We start from the raw sequence: 19,891 nt of genomic DNA on the forward strand, positions 1-19,891 counted from the left end.
GCGCTCGCTATATCTAGCCCATGTTCAGCGACTTTCTTTCCAGGCTCACGCAGCCTCAACCCGACCCGCTTGTTGACGACGACGCCCGCCTTGCATTGACCGCCTTGCTGGTGCGTCTGGCCCGTTCCGACAACGACTATTCCGATTCCGAGATGGCGCGCATCGACCGTATTTCTGCGGAACGCTATGGCTTGTCTCCGTTCGAAAGCGCCGCACTGCGCGCGCAGGCCGAGGATTTGGAAGCAGAAGCCCCCGACACGGTCCGCTTTACCCGTGCCATCAAAGAGTCTGTCGCCTATGAGGACCGGCTGGCCGTGGTCCAGGCCCTGTGGTCCGTAGCGCTTGCTGACGGTCATCGCACTGGCGAAGAAGACTCTCTGCTGCGTCTCGTGGTCAGCCTGTTGGGTGTAAGCGACGTGGATTCGGCCTTGGCGCGCCAAAGGGCTGCAAAATCGTGATCGCAATGCTTGGCATGTATGACATGCCTGCGCTTCAAGCTGCCAATGACCGGTTCTGGACCTTGATCCGCAATCATCTGGGTTATGGCCCAGATCACCTGACCAGAGATCAGGACATGTGGGGGGTCTGGCAAGATCCGAATCTGATTCTGGCTCAGACATGCGGAATGCCGTACCGGACCCGACTGCATGGTCATGTGCAATTGGTTGGAACGCCAGATTATGGCCTGCCAGATTGCCCGGCTGGCCATTACAACTCGGTTTTTGTCAAACGTCGGGATGATACCCGCGACCTCACAGATCTGACACAAGGTACCTTTGCCTATAACGAGGCTGTGTCTCAGTCCGGTTGGGCGGCCCCAATCACGCATTTGGCACAGTTGAACCTGCGCCCCGCCGCAGTTTTGGAGACGGGCGGGCACGCGCTTTCTGCGCAAGCCGTGGCCGAGGGGAAAGCAGACTTTGCCGCTTTGGATGCGCTGACATGGCATCTGCTGCAGGAATACACCGACCAGAATGACCGCCTGCAAGAGGTGACGAGGACCGTGCCAACCCCAACTTTGCCCTACATTACCGCACAAGGGCAAAACGCTGCGCAAATCGCGCTTGCCGTGCGCGCAGCCATTGAAGGTCTAGAGGACACGGATCGGCAACAACTGTCCCTGAGGGGCCTAGTGGACATTCAGGCTTCGGATTACCTGGCTGTTCCCAACCCTCCGACCCCAAACGCCTTACTTTCGAACAGCTGACCAAATTGTCGAACGCATTTAGTCATTTTGGGCGTTTGAGGTCTTGATTCTGTCATTTGCGCATTGCATTGACCTATTTTTTCGGTCCTAGTACCGCACCAACACCACCAACCACTGGACTGCCCGTGACAGAAACCGCTCCCGTCATCGAAATCAAAAACCTTCACAAAAGCTTCGGTAATCTCGAGGTGTTGAAGGGGGTGGATATTACAGCTCATCGTGGCGACGTAGTTTCGCTGATCGGCTCATCGGGATCGGGAAAATCAACGCTCCTGCGCTGCTGCAACCTTTTGGAAGACAGCCAGCAGGGAGAGATTCTGTTCAAGGGCGAACCTGTCAAATGGTCCGGTGAAGGCCATGCGCGTCGCCCTGCCGACCCCAAACAAGTCATGCGCATTCGCACAAACCTGTCGATGGTTTTTCAGCAGTTTAATCTATGGGCGCATATGACCATCCTGCAAAACGTGATGGAGGCCCCCGTGACCGTTCTGGGCCGTGACCGGGCCGAAGTGGAAGACAGTGCGCGCAAATATCTGGAAAAGGTCGGCATCGGGGACAAATGCGACGTCTACCCCGCCCAGTTGTCCGGCGGTCAGCAACAGCGTGCCGCCATTGCGCGTGGTCTGTGTATGGAACCCGAAGCGCTGCTGTTTGACGAACCGACCTCGGCACTGGACCCCGAGCTTGAACAAGAGGTCATCAAGGTGATCAAGGATCTGGCCGCCGAAGGGCGTACCATGATCATCGTGACCCATGACATGAAAATGGCTGCCGACATCTCAAGCCACGTGGTGTTTCTGCACCAAGGTCTGATCGAGGAAGAAGGCACGCCCGAAGATATCTTTACGTCACCCGAATCCGAACGGCTTCGGGGCTTTCTCTCCGCCACTCAGGCGGCTTAACTTCAAATACAGAACCAAACTGGGGAGTAACCAATGAAAAAACTGATTCTGTCCACCGCAGCACTGGCGCTGACTGCCGGTATCGCCATGGCCGACACCGTCCGCATGGGCACCGAGGGCGCCTACCCTCCGTATAACTTCATCAACGACGCCGGTGAGATCGACGGTTTCGAGCGTGAGGTTGGCGACGAGCTGTGCAAACGCGCAAACCTGGAGTGTGAGTGGGTTAAGAACGATTGGGATTCGATCATTCCAAACCTGGTGTCGGGCAACTACGACACTATCATCGCCGGCATGTCGATCACCGACGAACGTGACGAGGTCATCGATTTCACCCAGAACTACTTCCCGCCTGCGGCTTCGGCCTATGTCGGTGCAGCGGAAGGCGTTGATGTTGCCGGCGGTATCGTCGCCGCGCAAACCGCAACTATTCAGGCCGGTCACGTAGCCGAATCCGGCGCGACGTTGGTTGAATTCGCAACCCCGGAAGAAACGATCGCAGCCGTGCGTAACGGTGAAGCCGATGCGGTCTTTGCTGACAAGGACTTTCTGGTGCCGATCGTCGAAGAATCGGGCGGTGAGCTGGTTTTCGTAGGCGATGACGTCCCGCTGGGCGGCGGTATTGGCCTGGGCATCCGTGAATCGGATGGCGAACTGCGTGGCAAGTTCGACGAAGCAATCACTTCGATGAAAGCAGACGGTTCGCTGAACGAACTGATCGTCAAGTGGTTCGGCGAAGGCGTGCCGACCTACAACGCTGACGGTTCGGTCGTTACAAACTAATCCGTATCAAGCGGTTCGGCGCGTTTGTCGCGCCGAACCTGGCCCGTCAGCAACGCGGGCACGACGTTCGAAAGACGCTACATGTTTTCCTTTTGCGCTGATCCAGACACGCTCGGAACATTCCGTTGGTTTTCTTGTTACCTGACCAACGGTGTCCACTGGTCCTTCTACTTATCTTTCCTCAAAGTATTGGGATTGCTGGCCGTGACCGCGCCTGTTGCGTTGGCGTTTGGCTTTATGGGTGCAATGGCAGCCCGGTCGCATTTCCCACCACTAAGCTGGCTGGGAAAAGGGTACATCGCCATTGTGCGCGGCGTCCCCGACATCGCATTCTTCCTGTTTTTTGTCATTGCCCTGGATCAGGCGTTCGAATGGACGCGGCATAAAATCCTGTGCCCCGAATGGACCGACCCGATCCGTCAGGGAAATGACTTCATCGTGTGTCAGGCGGCCAAGCTGCCATTGGGAACAGCGCCGGAATGGGTGCACGAAACCTATGGGTTCTTTCTGGCAATCATCACTTTCTCAATCGTTTTCGGAGCCTTTGCCGCAAACGTTCTGTTTGGCGGCATGCGGGCAGTACCGCACGCACAACTGGAAACAGCCGAAGCTTATGGCATGACCCGTCGTCAGACTTTCTGGCGCATCCTTGTGCCGCAGATGTGGGTCTATGCCCTGCCCGGCCTGTCGAACCTGTGGATGGTACTGATCAAGGCGACGCCGCTTCTGTTCCTGCTGGGGATCGAGGATATCGTCTATTGGGCGCGCGAGCTTGGTGGCACCAAAACCTCCAGATTCACCCAGTACCCGCACGGAGACTGGCGGATGTGGTACTTCCTGTTCCTGCTCATCTTCTATCTGGGTATGACCCGCGTATCCGAGATTGGATTGGAAAAACTGATGCGCAAGCTGTCGCACGGACAGGCCACCTCGGGCGGTGAACTGCTACGCAAGGAGACCACGGCATGAGCTGCTTGCAGACCATTCAGGACTATGGCCTCCGTTCTCTTGGCATTGGCGAGCGTCTGCTGCCCAAGAACGATTTCACCCTGTGCGAGCAGTTTACACTGATCGGGTCAGGTATGATCTGGAATGTGTATTTCGGGATCATGGCACTGGCCACCGGGTTCTTTCTGGCCACCGCCCTGGCCGTCGGCAAAGCCTCGACAAACAAGTGGCTACGCAAACCTTCGGAATGGTTCATCTTCCTGTTCCGCGGTTCGCCCTTGTTTATCCAGTTCTTCTTTGCCTATTTCTTCTTCCTATCGCTGAAGAAATCCTACCCGATGTTTGATGCCTTCACCTCAGCCTGGTTGGGGGCGCTGATCGTGCTGTTCCTGAACACCGCTGCCTATTCGGGCGAGATTTTCTATGGTGCGCTCAGATCCATTCCCAAAGGCGATATCGAGGCTGCTGATGCTTATGGCATGACAGGTTGGGCTCGCTTCCGCCGGATCGTCTGGCCCACCATGCTGCGCCTGGCATGGCCGGCTTACACGAACGAGGCGATCTTTCTGTTCCACGCAACGACCCTTGTTTTCTTCTCGGCCTTCCCAGCCTGGCAACAACGCGGAGACGCGCTGTATTACGCCAGCTACTTTGCCGACAAGACGTTCAATCCATTCGTTCCCTATCCGATCCTGGCCTTCTATTTCATCTTGCTGACACTGGTAATCGTCTGGGGGTTTGGCGTGATCAACAAGCGCTTGAACCGACATCTTCCAGCTGCCAGGCAAACCAAGATGCGTTTCAAACTGAACCTCGCGCGCTGATCTTCAGCGCGCGCATCGCATCAACTTTCAAAGCCATTCGAATGGCGCAACGCGTGCAGTCGCGTGAAAAACAAACCTGTTTTGAGAGAAGTGGTACCGCCTCCCTGGCTTGAACAGGGGACCTCTGGATCCACAATCAAGTGCACTACCTTTTCCCCTATTACCCACACATTGCGATAAGGATATAAAAATAATGACTATAGCCTCGTTCTGAGTGCTCTGATTTCACCCCCCTTACCCCTGGTTTATCATTTTTGGAGTTGCCTCAAAGTTGCCTTGAGCGTATTTCTGAGGTCGACAGTCAAGTGTTCTGAAAACGAACCCCGCCCCGACTGCAATCGGAACGGGGTTCTTGACCCAGACGATGAAAGGACCATCGCCTATGTCTGCAAATGTAGTGCCCCTGCCCAAGTCGGAAGCCCAGCCCGAGGAGCCGCGCCGCTTCCGGTTCGGCAAGCAGACCCTCACCCGCGCGACCACGGTATTCGCCGACACCACCGGCGTCACGCTGCGTGACACCGACTTGCGCGGGTTCGTGTGCCGCAAACAGACCTCGGCGTGGATGCTGGGTGTCGAACGGAAGGTGCGGGGCAAGCTGTACCGCATCAGTATCGCCGAGTTCGCCCCGGCAACCAAACCCGGCACCATCGAAGCTGCCCGCGATAAAGCGCAGGCAATTATGGCTGAGTTGGCCGCAGGCACCTATCTCAGCCCAACCGACAGAGCGGCGATGGACGCACGTGAACGCGACCTCTTGGACTTGACAATCTACAGTGCGCCCACATTCCACGGGCAGGAAAACCCACACGTCCGGGCCTCCACCATCGAAAGCTACGGGTACGCCGTGAAACGGATGTTTCTCGCCGATGTAAGGATGAGCGACATTACGCCCGAGATGGTGCGGGACGAATACCGCCGCATGCTGGGCGTGACTTCCCCGGCCTCGGCGTCCAACGCACTGCGTTCGGTTCGGGCGCTGTGGCAGTCATGGGCCGACGCCCATCCCGCAGGACAGGAGCCATCTCCCAACCCGGTGAGCAAGCTGACAGGCAAGCGCAAGGCGGTTAAGCCCACACCTCCTCGCGAGGGTGCGCTTACACCGACTGAGCGCCCGCTGTGGTGGACAGAGGCCGAGCGTCTGGCGGTTCACCTCGGGCCGACTGGCACTCTGTATCGTGCCTTGCAGATGCTGTTCCTGACGGGTTGTCGCCGCGATGAAATCCTGCATCTGCGCTGGATGGAAGTCGGGGCCAATGTCATCACCATTCCCGCCGAGCGGATGAAGGCGGGCGTGGAACTCAAACGCCCGATAACGCCCGGAATGCGCTCCATCCTTGACGCCCAGCGCGGCGCGTCTGACGAATGGGTGTTCCCGGCAGTGCGGGGAAGTGGGCCAGCCCGCGACCCTCGCAAGGCCCTGAAACGCATCGGCGTCGGCGACATCACACCGCATGATCTGCGGCGGACCTACATTTCCACCGCTGAGATGATTGGCGTACCGAGTGTAGCGATTAAGATGCTGGTGGGTCATAGCACGGGTGACATCACCGAAGCCTATGCAAAATCTTTACGCCCCCAACTCCACGAATTTGCCGAGCGTATCGAGACCGGTCTGCTGTCATGACCCCCGACGACCTGACATCACGCGACCTAAAAATGATAGCGATGATAATGGCAATGGAGATGGCCAACAAACCCGACGCGAAGCAGCAAACGACGGCCGCGCTCATCAAGAACGCCGTCGCCGCTGCTGCTGCTGACAGTCGTTGGCATGTCGTTCGGCGACTCGTTGAGATAGCTCTCGAGCGATCCGACCCTGCTCGCCCGAAGGTGTCGGAACTTGAGTACACTGATCTGCTCGTGAGAGTAGCCCCCGTCTTTGCCGACATGTGGCCCCTCGAACCAACTCAGCGAAACTCTTTTATCCGAGAGTTTTGCAAGCTCACCGGACGGCGACTTGAAACGGCCCGCAGGTACCTACAAAAACGAAACAAAGGTCTTACACCCGGTAGGGCCCGTCTCGAAGTCGAAAGTTGGTCGCGTTTCAGCCCCTGAAAGACTTTGTTTTCCAAGTGCGCGCACTTGGAAAGCAAGACTGTAGCCACACGTGAAAAAATGGGAATATTGGGTGGCACCTTAAACGAATCGAAGGTGCTGAAATGTCCATTTATCCCGACACCCCGCCTGCCGACGCAGTAATGCTGACCGAGCATCAGAAGGCGGCGGAGCTTCAACTAAGCTTGTCCTTCTTGCGCAAGGACCGGCTGAGGGAACATCCAAAAATTCCATTCGTAAAGTTTGGCGGAGCGGTCCGCTATCACCGCGAGAACAACGCGCCGTTGAAATCCGACGCCGCGCAATGACGACCCCCGCCGAGAAACGCTTGGCGTCCGTATTGTCGGAGATGCACTATGGATGAGTTTCTGGAAAAACTGTTCACCCGGTCGGTCTACGATATCGGCCCCACAGAGAGCGTGTGCATTGGCGTTCAATACAAGAGCGGCGCATGTGTCGCCCGCCCGTGGCCCTTCAGTATTCTGACCGGGGCGGACACGCATTTCTCCCTGCACTTGTTCGAATTCAACACGCCCACCACGGCGCATGACTTCCGGCGGCGCAAGGAACGCTGGACTGGGACGCCGCTGATCGGTCTGGACGACGTGGGCGAGGTGAAGAACGGCGTCCGGATCAAGGAGCCGCCGGTCAAGCCCACGCTCATCCTCGAAACTAAGCCGGGGTCCACGCAATGGGTTTACGCCCTGAACCGAATTGTGCGCGACCCTAGCGAGGTCGCCACGGTCCTGCGCAGCGCGTCCGAGGGCGGACTGACGGACCCGTGCGTGACCGACATCACGCGGATTTTCCGCTTACCCGGTTCTCTGCCGCCAAACAAGCAGGTGCCGGCCAAACTGGTCTATTCGGATTTTTCCCGGCGGTTCAATCCGGATGTTCTGGTCGAGAAGGCGTTCCAGGTGCCGCTGGTGCAGGAAACCGTCTCGGTCTACCGCACCGGCGGTGCCGTGCGTCGTGGCGTCCCGGTCGAGATCAAGACCGACGACCCGCTGCTGCAGTGGCTGTCGGATGGCGGTCACGTCCTAGGGCAATTCACGAATGACGGCTGGGTGCCCATCCGCTGCCCGTTCAGCGCCGAACACAGCAGCGGTGACGAGACCGGAACTTATTACCACCCGCCCAACTCGGCTGACTCTGAACGAGCGATCTACTGCTTCCACGGCCATTGCAAGAACAGGCGCAGCAAGGACTACCGCGACCGCTTCGCGGACCTCGGCGCGCCGGTGGTTGCAGTGATGGGGGACAAGCTCGGCAGGGCGCGGTTCGGACATCTTTCGAGGTCCGGAACCCGTGCCGAACGCCGCGCAAAAATGATGGATGTGAAGATATGAAAAAGGAGCGACTACAGGCGAAACTCGCTGACATCGCTGAACTGGATTCTGCCGTGGACCGCGACACGGCGATACACGAGCTATGGCTCAAGGTAAAACAGAAGGGCGTTCGGAAAGGAACGCTGGAAAAATCCATCAATCGTATGATGGTGGCGCGAGACAAGATCAGCGTGGACGACCAAATGGCGGAATTGTTTGGCGACGACCAGTATTTCGTCATCCGCCAGGGCGGGAAAGTCCGTGTGGGGTATTGGGTCGAGGAAGCGTTCAACGCGGACGGCGACACCCGGAAAGTGTTGAGCCTGATGACCCGCGCCGATTTCGCGCTGCTGCTGGAAAACGAATTCATGAAGGTCGGCGACAAGAGCGAACCTGCGAGCCGCCTGTGGCTCGAAAGCTTGGACCGGCCTACGTACCTGTCGGTCGCCCTCGACCCTACCGGCGCGGTGTCCGAGGACGTGCTGAACCTCTGGCAAGGGTTTGGAGTCGTACCGAAGCACGGTGACTGCTAGATCATCCTCGACCACATTTTTGACGTGCTGTGCGCAGGCGACGTGGAATTGTATAAGTACGTGATGAACTGGTTCGCGCTCAAAATCCAGAACCCGACCCGTGTGATGGGCACGATGCTGGTGTTCCGGTCTGGGCAGGGAACAGGGAAAGGCATCATTCTCGAAGACCTGATGATGCGGATTTTCGGGCAGCATGGGCTGCTGGTCGATGACGCGGAGCAACTGACCGGCAAGTTCAACAAGCACCTCGCAAACGCCTGCTACGTGTTCGCTGATGAGGCGCTGTTCGCGGGCGACAAACGGGCAGCACAGAAGCTGAAACGCCGCGTGACTGGCGGAACCATCGCAATTGAGCCAAAGGGCATAGACAGCTTCTCCGTGGCCTCATCGATGGGCATCGTAGTCGCAACCAACCGGGAGCATGCAATCCAAATCGATGTGGACGATCGCCGCGTGGTGGTCTGCGAGGTCTCGGACCATCGGAAAGACGACACGGAATACTTCAAGGCTCTGCACGACCACATTCGCGGCGACGGCGCAGCGCACTTTCTGCAAAAAATGCTCGACCGCGACGTTTCCGGATTCAACCCAATGGCAGAGCGTGTGATCACGGAAGCGACCGTGGAACAGCGCGCTAGGTCACTCACGGGGCCGCAGCGGTGGTGGGCCAGCAGCGTCGAAGACGGCGAGCTACCCAAAGAATTGGTGCTGGCATCGTTCTCGGAAGCAAACAGCGAAGTTGACCCAATCGAAACGGGCTGGGAGGGGCGCACATTCACGGTTTCTAGGCAGAATGTTCGCGAGGTTTACGAGGAATGGGCGCGCGGTCACGGCAATGAGCGATACGACATTCCATATGGAAAGGCCTTCTGGAACCAACTTCGTGCCTGTGGTGCATTCGAATTGGAGGTTTCTGCATCCAACACTGACCGACAGGTGATTATCGGTGATTTGCCGAGCCAAAAAAGAGCGTTAGCCAATTTTCTCAGGGGCGCTGTGCGCGATTAGAAAACAACAAAGGCAGAAAAGTCAGAAAAGTATTGAATTCTCTTACGGGGAAATGAACGTACTAAAACACACACGCATTTCCCCGTGTGAGAAACCTGAAGTTTTCTTTGTTCTGCAGCCTTTCGGTATCGCGCGCGCCCGTGGACGCGCCGCGCGCAGTTTGGGGCCGTGTCAAGAACCGTCGTGAGCGACGCAGGCAAACGGCGCATTCCCGCGAAACCACAAACCAATGGCGATCGAGATACACAAAGAGATAGACTTGGTACCAGCATTCAATGAGGCTTCGTCGATCGAAAGGTAGGCGTCGGGGTGGGTTTTGTCAGGCCGGGCATAACCCCGAAAATACCCCCCCATCCCGACAAAAACACGGGGGCGAGTGGAGCTTGGCACCGCCACAGCCCGTCACCCCTTCCCCAAAAATTTTTCGATTTTCTAAGAAACGCTACGGCTGCCTTCCGAACACCGCCCACGATCCTTTTTTCGATTTTTCCCGAATACAAAACTTCAGACAGCGGCAGGCTGGTCGCTCATCCGTATCCGTTTTGAGCTAGATGCGGACGTTCGCTGAAAAGTCATGAACGACCACTATGGGGACAAATACGCGGGCTGAATGCGTGGTGTGGCGACCACTCGCCAGCAACGCATTCACTTCACCCTTCCGATTGCCCAATAAGTCAGCAAATGCACGAGTGTTCTAGGTTCAAACTCATTCCCGCAACTCAAGTAGGAGGTGCTTACGACACACAAACCGCGTCGACCTGGTGTTTTCACGCTCTGCCCGACTCCAGCCCAATCGCTTCGACCAAACTTCGAAAAACGGATCAGATCAAACAGACCTTTTCGGCCAGTTCGTCAATCAGTACGCGTTGGTTTTCACTGTAATCAACAGGAAGATCGATCAGGTGTACGCCACCTACTGCGAACGCTTGCTCAAAGGTGGGTACCAGATCCTCGGTTCGCTCCACCCGGTGGCCGGTCGCGCCATAGCTTCTGGCATATTGCACAAAATCAGGGTTGTTAAACTCCAGCCCCCAATCTTCAAACCCGGCGTGAGATTGCTTCCACCGGATCATCCCATACGAGCTGTCGTTCAGAATGGTCACAACCAGACTGAGGCCTTGGCGAACGGCCGTTTCAACCTCCTGACTATTCATCATAAATCCGCCGTCTCCACAAATCGCCATCACACGACGGTCAGGATAGAGCTTGGCTGCCATCATAGCTGAGGGTAGGCCGGCTCCCATTGTGGCCAGTGCATTATCCAGTAAAACGGTATTAGGTTGGTAAGCCTGATAATTGCGGGCATACCAAATTTTATAAATGCCGTTGTCCAACGCAATGATATCGCTGTCGCGCATGACCTTACGCGTGTCAGCCACAAATCGCTGTGGGATTACCGGGAACCGCGGATCATCTGCGCCTTCGGAGATGTGCACATCGGTTTCCTGTTTGACCCGCTCAAAGTAGCTGCGGTCAAAATCCAGTGGGCCACCAAGCTTTTTCCCCAGTCGTTCGATGGATTGCGCAAGATCGCCGACAACCTCGACCTGCGGGAAATAAACCTGGTCAACTTGCGCGGCCTTGTAGTTCACATGGATCACCTTGGTCCCGCCTTCTTTCATGAAGAATGGCGGTTTTTCCACGACGTCGTGACCCACATTGATAATCAGATCAGCGCGTTCGATCGCGCAGTGCAGATAGTCCCCATCGGATAAGGCTGCCGTTCCCAAAAACAGATCAGACCGCTCGTCGACCACGCCTTTACCCATCTGAGTGTCAAAGAAAGGAATCTGCGTGTCATTCACAAACTTACTAAGTGCGCTGCGAGCATGCTTTCGGTTGGCTCCCGCCCCCAACAAAAGCAAAGGCATTTCAGCCGAGCGGATCATCTCGGCCGCCTCATTCAGCACCGTGTCACCAGCCACGGCGTAGTAGCGCGGATGGGGTTGCAGGACCGGATCGGTGGTATCTTCGGCCGCTATATCCTCGGGAAGTTCCAATAGAACGGCGCCAGGACGCTCCTCTTGCGCGACACGAAACGCTTCGCGGATTAACGAGGGGATGGTGTTGCCGTGAACAATCTGCTTGGACATCTTGCAAATCGGGTCGAACAAACCCACCACATCAATGATTTGAAACTGGCCCTGTTTCGATTTCTTGATCGGCTTTTGGCCCGTGATCATGACCAACGGCATCCCACCCAGATGCGCGTAAGCTGCAGGCGTCGCAAAGTTCGTGGCACCAGGCCCAAGTGTCGCCATGCATACCCCAGCTTTACCCGTCAAACGCCCATAAGTCGCCGCCATGAATGCCGCTCCTTGTTCGTGGCGAGTAAGAACAAGTTCAATTTTGGACCTTCTCAAAGACTCCAGCACGTCAAGGTTTTCCTCGCCCGGGACAGCGAAAACATACTCAACACCTTCAGCCTTTAGCGCTGCGACCAGCAAATCCGAGGCTTTGGTAAAGGAGGTTGCGGTTTGGTCAAAAGCGGACATGTGCTCTCCTAATATCACAGTGGATCCGTTGGTCAGGCCTGAGATGCAGGTGAAAATCTATTCCTTCCCAATTAGGGTCGGTTCGCTCGGTTTTCGCCGGTTTGCGGCTACTGGAAATCAAAAAACAAAGCATCCATCTCTACCCATCGACCGTTTTCCAATACAGCACGCGCGAGACAGGGCTTCAACAGCCGTAGCAACCGACAATGTCGTGTTGCAAGCAGGCCATCGAACTCCGCGTTAGACCAAATACTACTGACAAGACATCCGCAATTATCGAACAGTATTTGTTCGAACCTCTGACGCGAGCATGGCGTCGCAGCGGTGCCGCCAATACAGGACGATTTCCTTGCTTACGTCGATCCTTCAACGTGCAAAAAAATCTTCACTACTCGGGGCGACAATGGGAACTGAACATACAGCATCACCGCCAATCAAGTAGCCCCACGGCTGGTTTTGAATTATTTTTCTGGGATCGATTTTGCATGGAAGAAGGCTACTAAACCCCTCCCCGCAACAAGATGTTTTTTTCGGCAAGACGGCACAAGTTATTCGTCTTTTTCATAGACAATAAATGGCGTTTTTTTAGCCACCTTGTCGTACAGAACTCGACCTGCGTAGTTGAATTCTTGAGTTGTCCAGTAGGTGGTTGGAACACCGTCCTGCTTGGCGATCTGGAAGACAGAGTCGATCAGAGCTCGACCAACGCCTTTTCCCCTGACCTTTGGATCAGTGAAAAGATCCATAAGATAACACGTATCCTCCACCGACCACATGAACCTATGGTAGAGATAGTGCGCTAATCCAACCGGTTTTCCGTCCAACTCAGCGATCAGACAATTGTATTCGCCTGCATCCGTTGACAACAGTCTATTGAAGGAAACCTCATAGACTTCTTCTGGGACAGAGGTCTCGTAGAAATCCAAGTATGCTGTCCACAGTCGGCGCCACTGTTCGTTGTCTCGCAATTCGAGCGGACGGATAGTTAAGCCTTCTGGCATGGATGGTTTCTCCTTGTTTTTTTATGCGTTCAATCGAGATCGCGTAATACAGTCAAATGAGCTAATGCCCGACATCCACTCGGTCATGTAAAAGTGGAATGTCCTTATCCACCGCCTCGCCCAACTCCTGGGCGTATCGATGGCCTGAATAAACCGCTGCCGCAATTATCGCCGGAGCGTCACAATCACCAATACGACGAAGGCTAAACTTCAAGTCCTCAAAACTCATCCGCCCTAGCAATCCGCTGTAGAGGCCATCATTTGGCTTCCGAGCAGTAACCATAACAATATTGGCAACCGGAACGGTCACACTTGGCCCACCATAGGTGCACTCCAACTCTGCGATTTCGCCATCGAAATGCTTGAGCGACTTTGACGGCAGGACCTCAACCCCCAATCGAAGCAGATGCGTTCGGATGCGCCAACGTTCGGACGTTTTTTCGGCCCAGTCAGAAACACTGTCAGATGGTGTAACCAGCGTGACGGCATTTCCCTGAGCCCGTATTTTCTCAGCGATAACGCTGGCCATGTAGTAGCCGTCCCCATCGAAAACGAGCGTCGGTCCATCGGGAAGCTTTCCATCCATGATGTCATCGGGGGTGAAAACGCGACTTAGGACGGCTCCTTCTGCGACCGGGACAAAACGTTCTTCGTCAAAATAATCCTTCCGCCAGGTCGCGCCGGTTGCGATCGCAACGTGGTCAGCATCAACAGCCAAGATATCGTCAACTGTCAGCGGGCTTTCACGGTAGATTTCAACGTTGGGCATCTCGATCAATTGCTGCTCGCGATAATCTTTGACGCGAATGTACTCGCTCATTCCAGGCAGAGCCGCTTCGCGAGAGACCCTGCCACCCAACTCACGAGTAGCTTCTGCCAATTGAACATCATACCCACGCACGCCAAGTGCCCGTGCTGCTTCCAGTCCAGCAGCGCCTGCCCCTACGATCAGAACGCGTGCATCTGAGGGTTTCTCACGAATGATTTCAGGGTGCCATCCTTTGCGCCACTCCTCCCCCATTGTTGGGTTCTGAGTGCATCGAATAGGTACCCCTATCGAGTCACTGGCGTAACAAACATTGCATCCGATACACTCGCGGATCGAGGACAAGCGCCCTTCCTCAATCTTTTTGGGAAGGTATGGATCAGCAATCGACGGGCGCGCAGCCCCAATGAAATCCGTAATCCCCCGCCTGACTTGCGAGACCATGGTATCCGGCGACGTGAAACGACCAACGGTCACGACGGGCTTGTCCGTCACGGATTTGACCCAATGCATGTAAGGTTCAAGTGCGGCCTCTTTGGTAAAACGGGACACACCCATCTCGACAGAGTAATCTGCGATGTTGATATCCCACAAATCCGGCAGGTCAGAGAGCATCTCAAACATCTCTCGTCGCTCACCATAGATTGGCTGGCCATCCTCGCCGATCTCTTCGTCTGCCGAGAACCGAACGGCCACAGCGCACCGGTCGCCAACGGCGTCTTTGGTTTCCTGAATTAACTCCCGAGTAAGTCGCACCCTGTTTTCTAAGCTGCCACCATATTCGTCGCTGCGCGTGTTCACGCGCGGATGTAGAAAGTTCGAGATCAGGTATCCGTGCGTTGCGTAAACATAGACAACGTCAAAACCCGCGTCTCGTGCCCTTATAGCGGCCTTTCGATGCCAGCGGCGTAAATCCCGGATGTCCTGCTTGTCCATTGCGCGTGTCTGAAAAGGGTGCCCTTTCGCATTGGGGCGACTGTCTACATCCATGCTCGGCAAGCGGGAAAACAAGTTGTTCGAGTTGGCGCCTCCGTACCAAAGCTCAGCCCCTGCAAGGCTACCGTATTCGTGAACCGCATCGGTCATAAGCGCATGCGCCCGAACATCACTGTCATCCCAAAGCGACGCATAAGGGTGCGGCAGGTCGTCAGATGATGGATGGATAGAGTTGTATTCCGTGCATATGACGCCCCATCCGCCTTGCGCCTTCACTTTGCGCATCGCGGCAAGTGTGCGCGGGTATTGCCAGCCCATACCGGTACAGTGTGGTACCTGATAAAACCGATTTGGCGCAGTAACCGGCCCGATTTGGACTGGTTCGAAAAGGATGTCGTAGCGAGAGTCCCTACCCATATTTTTAGCCTTAGTTAGCTGCGTCATTCGCTGGATGATTTTTTTGAAGTTTCCGGTTTGAGAGCCGTTCTGTTTCAATCACCGTTGTTGAACACGGGCATTCGAAAGTGATCCGGGTAGACCTTGGAAAGGAAGGCGGTGATGTGATCCCGGGCAACAGAACGTTGAAAATTCTCGGGGTAAGTCAAAAGCTCTAGCCAGATTCCGTCGTAAAGAGCCTCGAGTATGTTGGCGACTTGCGTTGGCGGGATATCGTCGTATCCACCGTCCTCAGAAATTTCGGAACACAGGCGCAGCGCGATATTGTACCGCTCCTGGTCGATGTCATTGATAAGATTGCGGTAGACTTTGCGCCGCCCTGCCTCTCCAAAAAACGCAAACCAAACGGCTAGTTTCTTTGGAGTGCAAATTTGGGGGTGAAAATGCGCATCGACGATAGCCAACAGCTTTTCTGGCGCTGACAAGCCTGCGCTATCGAAGGCTTCCAACCACTGTTCGTGGTGTTCGTTGGCGAGAAACAGCAGCGTTTCTTCGAGCAATTTTTGTTTGCTTTTGAAGTGGAAGTTGACGATGCCGAGCGACAGACCTGCAATCTCGGTCACGGTGGACATGGTCGTTCCGCCAATTCCGTTCTGAGCAATCGAGTCGATTGTAGCGTCGATGAGTTGCTGACGCCTCACCTCTTTGGACTCGGTACGTCGTCGCCCCTCAGGGTTTGTTTTTTCGATTGGCGATTGTCTCACCCGAATGCATCCCATCAACTAAAGCAGTTCATCGGTTTTGCCTTCCCCCAACAGCCATTTTCATCCAGCCAGTGAGGATTTGACATCTAAAGGTTATATGTCATTGATTGAATGATCATTCAATGATGAAGGGAAAATGATGTGAAAACAATCCCCATGTTCGCAACCGTCGAACTAAAGTTCCGACCAAAACGTGAAAAGCGGGTCGTGTACCATAGAAATAACCCTGCGATGCAAAGCCCCCAGAGGCTCAATGCGATCCTCAATGGCCACCCACGCTGCATCGGCCTGCAATTGATCCCTAAACTCGATAACTGCCATAAGCGAATGATCACGCTGCTCGTCGGTATCGTAGCCACTTGTGGGGTTGCGTATACACAAAGGCGTCCCGTTCGTGGCTAGACCTGTCGTGACCAAATGTTCGACAAACGCGCTCCAAGCTTGCTCGAAGGCGTCGAATTCGACGGTTGGCTTCAAATCAAATTGGTTCAACAGTCTTGGCATTCGTCACAAACCTTACGGCAAAGCATCGTCAGCCAAACTTATGCAATTCCCCCCGCAAGGCAAGCGCGAGGCCCATAGATGATCCGCAACGAAAACCCCGTCATCGCGAACAGTCTGTGGTCAGCAACTGCAGCTTATCCGACCGAGTACCCCCAACTCGTTGGCGAACAGAAATCGGACGTGACTGTGATTGGAGCAGGGTTCACCGGGCTTTCGGCAGCGATTCATTTAGCCGAGCAAGGCGTCAACGTTATTCTGGTCGATGCGCAGCACCCAGGATGGGGAGCGTCGGGACGCAATGGCGGCCAAGTCAACGTGGGCCTAAAAGACGGGCCGACGGGCATCAAAGCAAAGTTTGGAGATTTCAGGGGAACCAGAATGATCCAAATGGCCGGTGACGCTGGCGACCTTGTGTTTGACTTAGTGGACCGGTACGACATTGAGTGCGATGTAAAGCGCCCTGGCTGGCTGCGCGCCGCTCATACCCACAAAACACTCAGGGAATTGCACAAGCTAGCCGAGGATTGGGACAAATACGGCGGGGGCATGAGACAGCTTGATCAAAGCGAAATGAAACGTCTTACCGGGACCGAAACCTACCTTGGTGGTGTTCTGGATCGCCGCGGTGGTGTTTTGCACCCGCTGAATTATGCACTTGGACTGGCTGAAGCAGGTCGCCGCAATGGCGTGCAAATCTTCGGCGAAACGCCTGCCAATCAGATTAAATCCGAAGCCGGCCGCTTTCGCGTCGAAACTCCCAAAGGAGCTGTCATCTCAGAAAAAGTGCTGATCTGCACGAACGCCTATTCTGGAGATCTGCATCCGCGGTTGGCTAAATCAGTTTTACCCGTTCGCTCGGTTCAGGTAGCCACGTCGCCCCTGTCCGACAATGTCCGCCAGTCAATTCTGCCAGAAGGCAACGCTTTGTCAGACGCACGACGCCTACTTCTCTATTTCAGGCAAGATGCCGACGGTCGCTTTCTGATGGGAGGTCGCGGCACCTACAACGACAAGTCCACTCTCAAACAAATTGAGCGGTTGAAACGCATTTCTGTCGAACTTTTCCCCCAATTGTCCAGAGTTCAGTGGGAATACGAATGGGGTGGCTTTGTCGCTTTGACAAAAGATCAATATCCACACCTGCATGAGATCACTCCGGGGGTTATGACAGGTCTGGGATACAATGGGCGCGGCGTAGCCATCGCCACGGCAATGGGGCGTGTCCTTGCCAAATGGGCAACAGGAACCAAAGCGGACGAGCTGGAATTTCCGGTTACTCTCCTCAAACCACTGCCCTTCTCATTCGCGAAAGAAACTCTTGTCGAAGCAGAAATCCTACGCCTTAAACTCTTAGACAAGTTGGGCCTTTAGTGAGCTGGCAAACAGCGCCGACTACCGGTTTTTAGAGAAGAAGCGAAAGGTCAACGCGATAGCGGCCAAAGAGAGACCTGAGCCGTACCCAATCCAAACTCCATTGGGGCCGAACCCAAGCCAAAAGCCCAGCGCATATCCAAGCGGCAATGCAAAAACCCAATAGGCAATCAGGGTAATAGCAACAGGAACGTGATTGTCCATCATGCCCCGGAAAGCGCCTAGCATCGTTCCTTGCACACCATCTGCAACCTGCATTGCCGCAATCACAAGGAACATCGATATCGCGAGAGAAACGACCTCTGGGTCATCTGACAGGCTGTTTGCCAAAGGGGCACGGCCAAACAAAATACCAGTCACGACAACGGCCATCCAACCAACGACCACCAACAACGAAGCCAACACAATCGGCTTTAACCTTTCTCTTTCATCGGCACCAATTGCCTGAGCTACGCGTATCGAAATCGCAATCGAAACGCCTAACGGCACCATGTAAATGACGTCACTGACCGCGGAAACGATTTGATGCGCGGCGAGCGCGGCGGCGCTGAACCAACCAAGCATAAGGCCGGCAACTGCGTAAGTGGCCCCCTCCCCCAGATAACCAACGGATATAATGAAGCCTTCTTTGATCTGCGCTTTGACCTCGGACCAGTCGAAAATCTTGGCCCTCAAGAAACCTCTCTTTCTTTTCCACACTCGCAAAATCACGAGCGCCATGATCAACGGCACTATCTGAGACAACAGACTTGCCATCCCGGCGCCGAGGAGACCCAGACCCGGCCAGCCACCAACTCCATGGATCAAAACATAGTTTGAAGGGATGTTGAAACCGACCGCAAGAAACGCAAGACCAACTCCAATCCACGGACGGTCCATGGCGTCAAAAAGAGCCTTCAGAGTATAGAAAACCGTAAAGGGCACCAAAAGTAGGCACATCGCGATCCAGTACCCACCTATTAGACTGACCACTTCAGGCGGCTGCCCAATCCAAGAAAGAGCAGGCTTAAGGCAGATCATTGCAACAGCGCCAACTGACCCCACGACCAGGGCAACAAAAATCCCGGCGCTTGTCGCTGCTGCCAGCCCTTGGTCACTCGTTTTCCCAAAAGCTTCTGCCATGCGCACCCCAATTGCGGACACAAAGCCGTAGAGCGCTGAATAGAAAATAATCAGCACCGAGGCCGTAATTGAGACCGCCGCCAAAGGAAGCGTTCCCAACGGGGCCACCATCACTGTGTCAACGACACCAATCAAAGCAGCAGCAGCAAGAGAAATGACGATCGGGAGAGCAAGCCGCGCAAGGTAACGCGCCTCTTTTATAATGGCGCCCCAGGATGGCCGAGGCCGCTTCGATATCCGCACTCGCGTCATATTGTGGGGCCTTTCAGTCGAAATTGACTAAGCCGTATCTCCAAGTAATTCTGGAACCAATCGAACAAGGCATCCCCAGGCAGCTTGCTCCGCCTGCTTTCGGCTCAGGCCTTCCGGAGCGAGATGCAATCGTTGCCAATAGCCATCCGTCAATGTCTCCATCCATTCAGCCATTTGATCTGCTGAAATAGCGTCGTCTGCTGAGAGCAGTTCATTCCAGATCAATCTCAAAGTCTCTCTTCGACGTGTCTCAAAATGCTCGGCAACTTCGTCATACTGCAGTTGAAATCGAAGCTCGCCCCAAAATGCATACCAAAGGGGCAAGACATCGGGACCACAGGCTTCCGGGTGGAAGTCAGCTTTTATCAAAGCCCTTATCTTTTCGGCCGGCTTGTCCCCTGCTAGCTCTAAAGAAGCTGTCCAGTGCTTTTCGTAACGCTGGTAAAGGTCGCGCAAAGTTTCTGTCAGAAGACCTAGTTTTGACTTGAAGTAAAACGCCGCGACACCCTGAGAAAGCCCAGCCTCAGACGCGACCGTTGCAAGCGTCGTTTTTGCTAGTCCATGGGTCAATATAGAGCGGCAAGCCGCGTCCAGCAGCTGCCGGCGACGACGATCTGCGTTCTCCTTCCGCTCTTTGCGAGGACGTTTCCGCTCAGCTTCGACCAATTGTCGCTCCTCCTACGAATGCAGCCATCT

At 55.1% G+C, this 19,891-nt stretch carries 20 protein-coding genes; 13 read left to right on the top strand and 7 right to left on the bottom strand.

All coding sequences use genetic code 11. The features are described 5' to 3' along the window. Nucleotides 1-20 precede the first annotated feature (20 nt). The 12 genes from GOV85_RS02775 (at nt 21) to GOV85_RS02830 (ending at nt 9,588) form a co-directional block, all read left to right on the top strand. Nucleotides 21-458: a TerB family tellurite resistance protein gene (locus tag GOV85_RS02775; protein ID WP_171174811.1), complete on the top strand. Its 438-nt coding sequence runs from the start codon at nt 21-23 to the stop codon at nt 456-458. Then, nucleotides 455-1,207 carry a PhnD/SsuA/transferrin family substrate-binding protein gene (locus GOV85_RS02780; RefSeq protein WP_171174814.1) on the top strand — a complete coding sequence of 251 codons (753 nt, stop codon included), beginning with the start codon at nt 455-457 and terminating at the stop codon, nt 1,205-1,207. The genes GOV85_RS02775 and GOV85_RS02780 overlap by 4 nt, the downstream gene beginning before the upstream one ends. Before the next feature lie 125 nt (nt 1,208-1,332). Next, a complete protein-coding gene (locus GOV85_RS02785) occupies nt 1,333-2,109 on the top strand; it encodes an ATP-binding cassette domain-containing protein (RefSeq protein ID WP_171174816.1) in 777 nt (258 codons plus the stop codon). A 33-nt stretch (nt 2,110-2,142) separates the two neighbouring features. Continuing rightward, nucleotides 2,143-2,892, top strand: coding sequence for a transporter substrate-binding domain-containing protein (locus GOV85_RS02790; RefSeq protein ID WP_171174818.1), 750 nt, complete (start codon nt 2,143-2,145; stop codon nt 2,890-2,892). Between the two features lie 81 nt (nt 2,893-2,973). Then, nucleotides 2,974-3,861 (top strand): ABC transporter permease, encoded by an 888-nt coding sequence (locus tag GOV85_RS02795; protein ID WP_171089270.1) that lies wholly within the window; start codon nt 2,974-2,976, stop codon nt 3,859-3,861. Beyond that, on the top strand, nt 3,858-4,664 hold the full coding sequence (locus GOV85_RS02800) for an ABC transporter permease (protein ID WP_171174820.1): 807 nt from the start codon (nt 3,858-3,860) through the stop codon (nt 4,662-4,664). Before GOV85_RS02795 ends, GOV85_RS02800 begins: the two co-directional genes overlap by 4 nt. 382 nt (nt 4,665-5,046) lie before the next feature. Next, a complete protein-coding gene (locus GOV85_RS02805) occupies nt 5,047-6,288 on the top strand; it encodes a tyrosine-type recombinase/integrase (protein ID WP_170482738.1) in 1,242 nt (413 codons plus the stop codon). After that, entirely contained in the window at nt 6,285-6,719 is a 435-nt protein-coding gene (locus tag GOV85_RS02810; protein WP_170482741.1) for a hypothetical protein, read from the top strand. Before GOV85_RS02805 ends, GOV85_RS02810 begins: the two co-directional genes overlap by 4 nt. A 104-nt stretch (nt 6,720-6,823) precedes the next feature. Next, complete coding sequence (locus tag GOV85_RS02815; RefSeq protein ID WP_170549186.1) at nt 6,824-7,027, top strand: hypothetical protein; 204 nt, start codon at nt 6,824-6,826, stop codon at nt 7,025-7,027. 48 nt (nt 7,028-7,075) lie between these two features. Next, nucleotides 7,076-8,068, top strand: a complete 993-nt coding sequence (locus GOV85_RS02820; protein ID WP_171174822.1) for a hypothetical protein — start codon at nt 7,076-7,078, stop codon at nt 8,066-8,068. Beyond that, nucleotides 8,065-8,580 carry a hypothetical protein gene (locus tag GOV85_RS02825; protein WP_171174823.1) on the top strand — a complete coding sequence of 172 codons (516 nt, stop codon included), beginning with the start codon at nt 8,065-8,067 and terminating at the stop codon, nt 8,578-8,580. The genes GOV85_RS02820 and GOV85_RS02825 overlap by 4 nt, the downstream gene beginning before the upstream one ends. Nucleotides 8,581-8,643: 63 nt before the next feature. Then, nucleotides 8,644-9,588 (top strand): primase-helicase family protein, encoded by a 945-nt coding sequence (locus GOV85_RS02830; protein ID WP_171174826.1) that lies wholly within the window; start codon nt 8,644-8,646, stop codon nt 9,586-9,588. 821 nt (nt 9,589-10,409) lie between these two features. Here the strand turns inward: GOV85_RS02830 and GOV85_RS02835 are convergent. From GOV85_RS02835 to GOV85_RS02855, 5 genes are all read right to left on the bottom strand, one after another. After that, nucleotides 10,410-12,083, bottom strand: a complete 1,674-nt coding sequence (locus tag GOV85_RS02835; protein WP_170549177.1) for an acetolactate synthase large subunit — start codon at nt 12,081-12,083, stop codon at nt 10,410-10,412. Nucleotides 12,084-12,631: 548 nt separating this feature from the next. After that, on the bottom strand, nt 12,632-13,084 hold the full coding sequence (locus tag GOV85_RS02840) for a GNAT family N-acetyltransferase (RefSeq protein WP_170482750.1): 453 nt from the start codon (nt 13,082-13,084) through the stop codon (nt 12,632-12,634). A gap of 61 nt (nt 13,085-13,145) precedes the next feature. Further along, nucleotides 13,146-15,203, bottom strand: a complete 2,058-nt coding sequence (locus GOV85_RS02845) for an FAD-dependent oxidoreductase (RefSeq protein ID WP_170549168.1) — start codon at nt 15,201-15,203, stop codon at nt 13,146-13,148. 74 nt (nt 15,204-15,277) lie between these two features. Beyond that, nucleotides 15,278-15,946, bottom strand: coding sequence for a TetR family transcriptional regulator C-terminal domain-containing protein (locus tag GOV85_RS02850; RefSeq protein WP_371810595.1), 669 nt, complete (start codon nt 15,944-15,946; stop codon nt 15,278-15,280). Between the two features lie 174 nt (nt 15,947-16,120). Beyond that, nucleotides 16,121-16,438 carry a hypothetical protein gene (locus GOV85_RS02855; protein WP_170803505.1) on the bottom strand — a complete coding sequence of 106 codons (318 nt, stop codon included), beginning with the start codon at nt 16,436-16,438 and terminating at the stop codon, nt 16,121-16,123. A gap of 90 nt (nt 16,439-16,528) precedes the next feature. Between GOV85_RS02855 and GOV85_RS02860 the strand changes: the two genes are divergently transcribed. Continuing rightward, complete coding sequence (locus GOV85_RS02860) at nt 16,529-17,821, top strand: FAD-binding oxidoreductase (RefSeq protein ID WP_171174828.1); 1,293 nt, start codon at nt 16,529-16,531, stop codon at nt 17,819-17,821. A gap of 21 nt (nt 17,822-17,842) precedes the next feature. Here GOV85_RS02860 and GOV85_RS02865 read toward each other — a convergent pair whose 3' ends face one another. Beyond that, complete coding sequence (locus GOV85_RS02865; RefSeq protein ID WP_171174830.1) at nt 17,843-19,195, bottom strand: MATE family efflux transporter; 1,353 nt, start codon at nt 19,193-19,195, stop codon at nt 17,843-17,845. Nucleotides 19,196-19,222: 27 nt separating this feature from the next. Continuing rightward, the gene (locus tag GOV85_RS02870) at nt 19,223-19,861 is read right to left on the bottom strand and encodes a TetR family transcriptional regulator C-terminal domain-containing protein (RefSeq protein WP_170482771.1); all 639 of its coding nucleotides are present in this window, start codon (nt 19,859-19,861) and stop codon (nt 19,223-19,225) included. Between the last annotated feature and the right edge of the window lie 30 nt (nt 19,862-19,891).

Source organism: Ruegeria sp. HKCCA4633, from assembly GCF_013034605.1.
GTDB lineage: Bacteria > Pseudomonadota > Alphaproteobacteria > Rhodobacterales > Rhodobacteraceae > Ruegeria.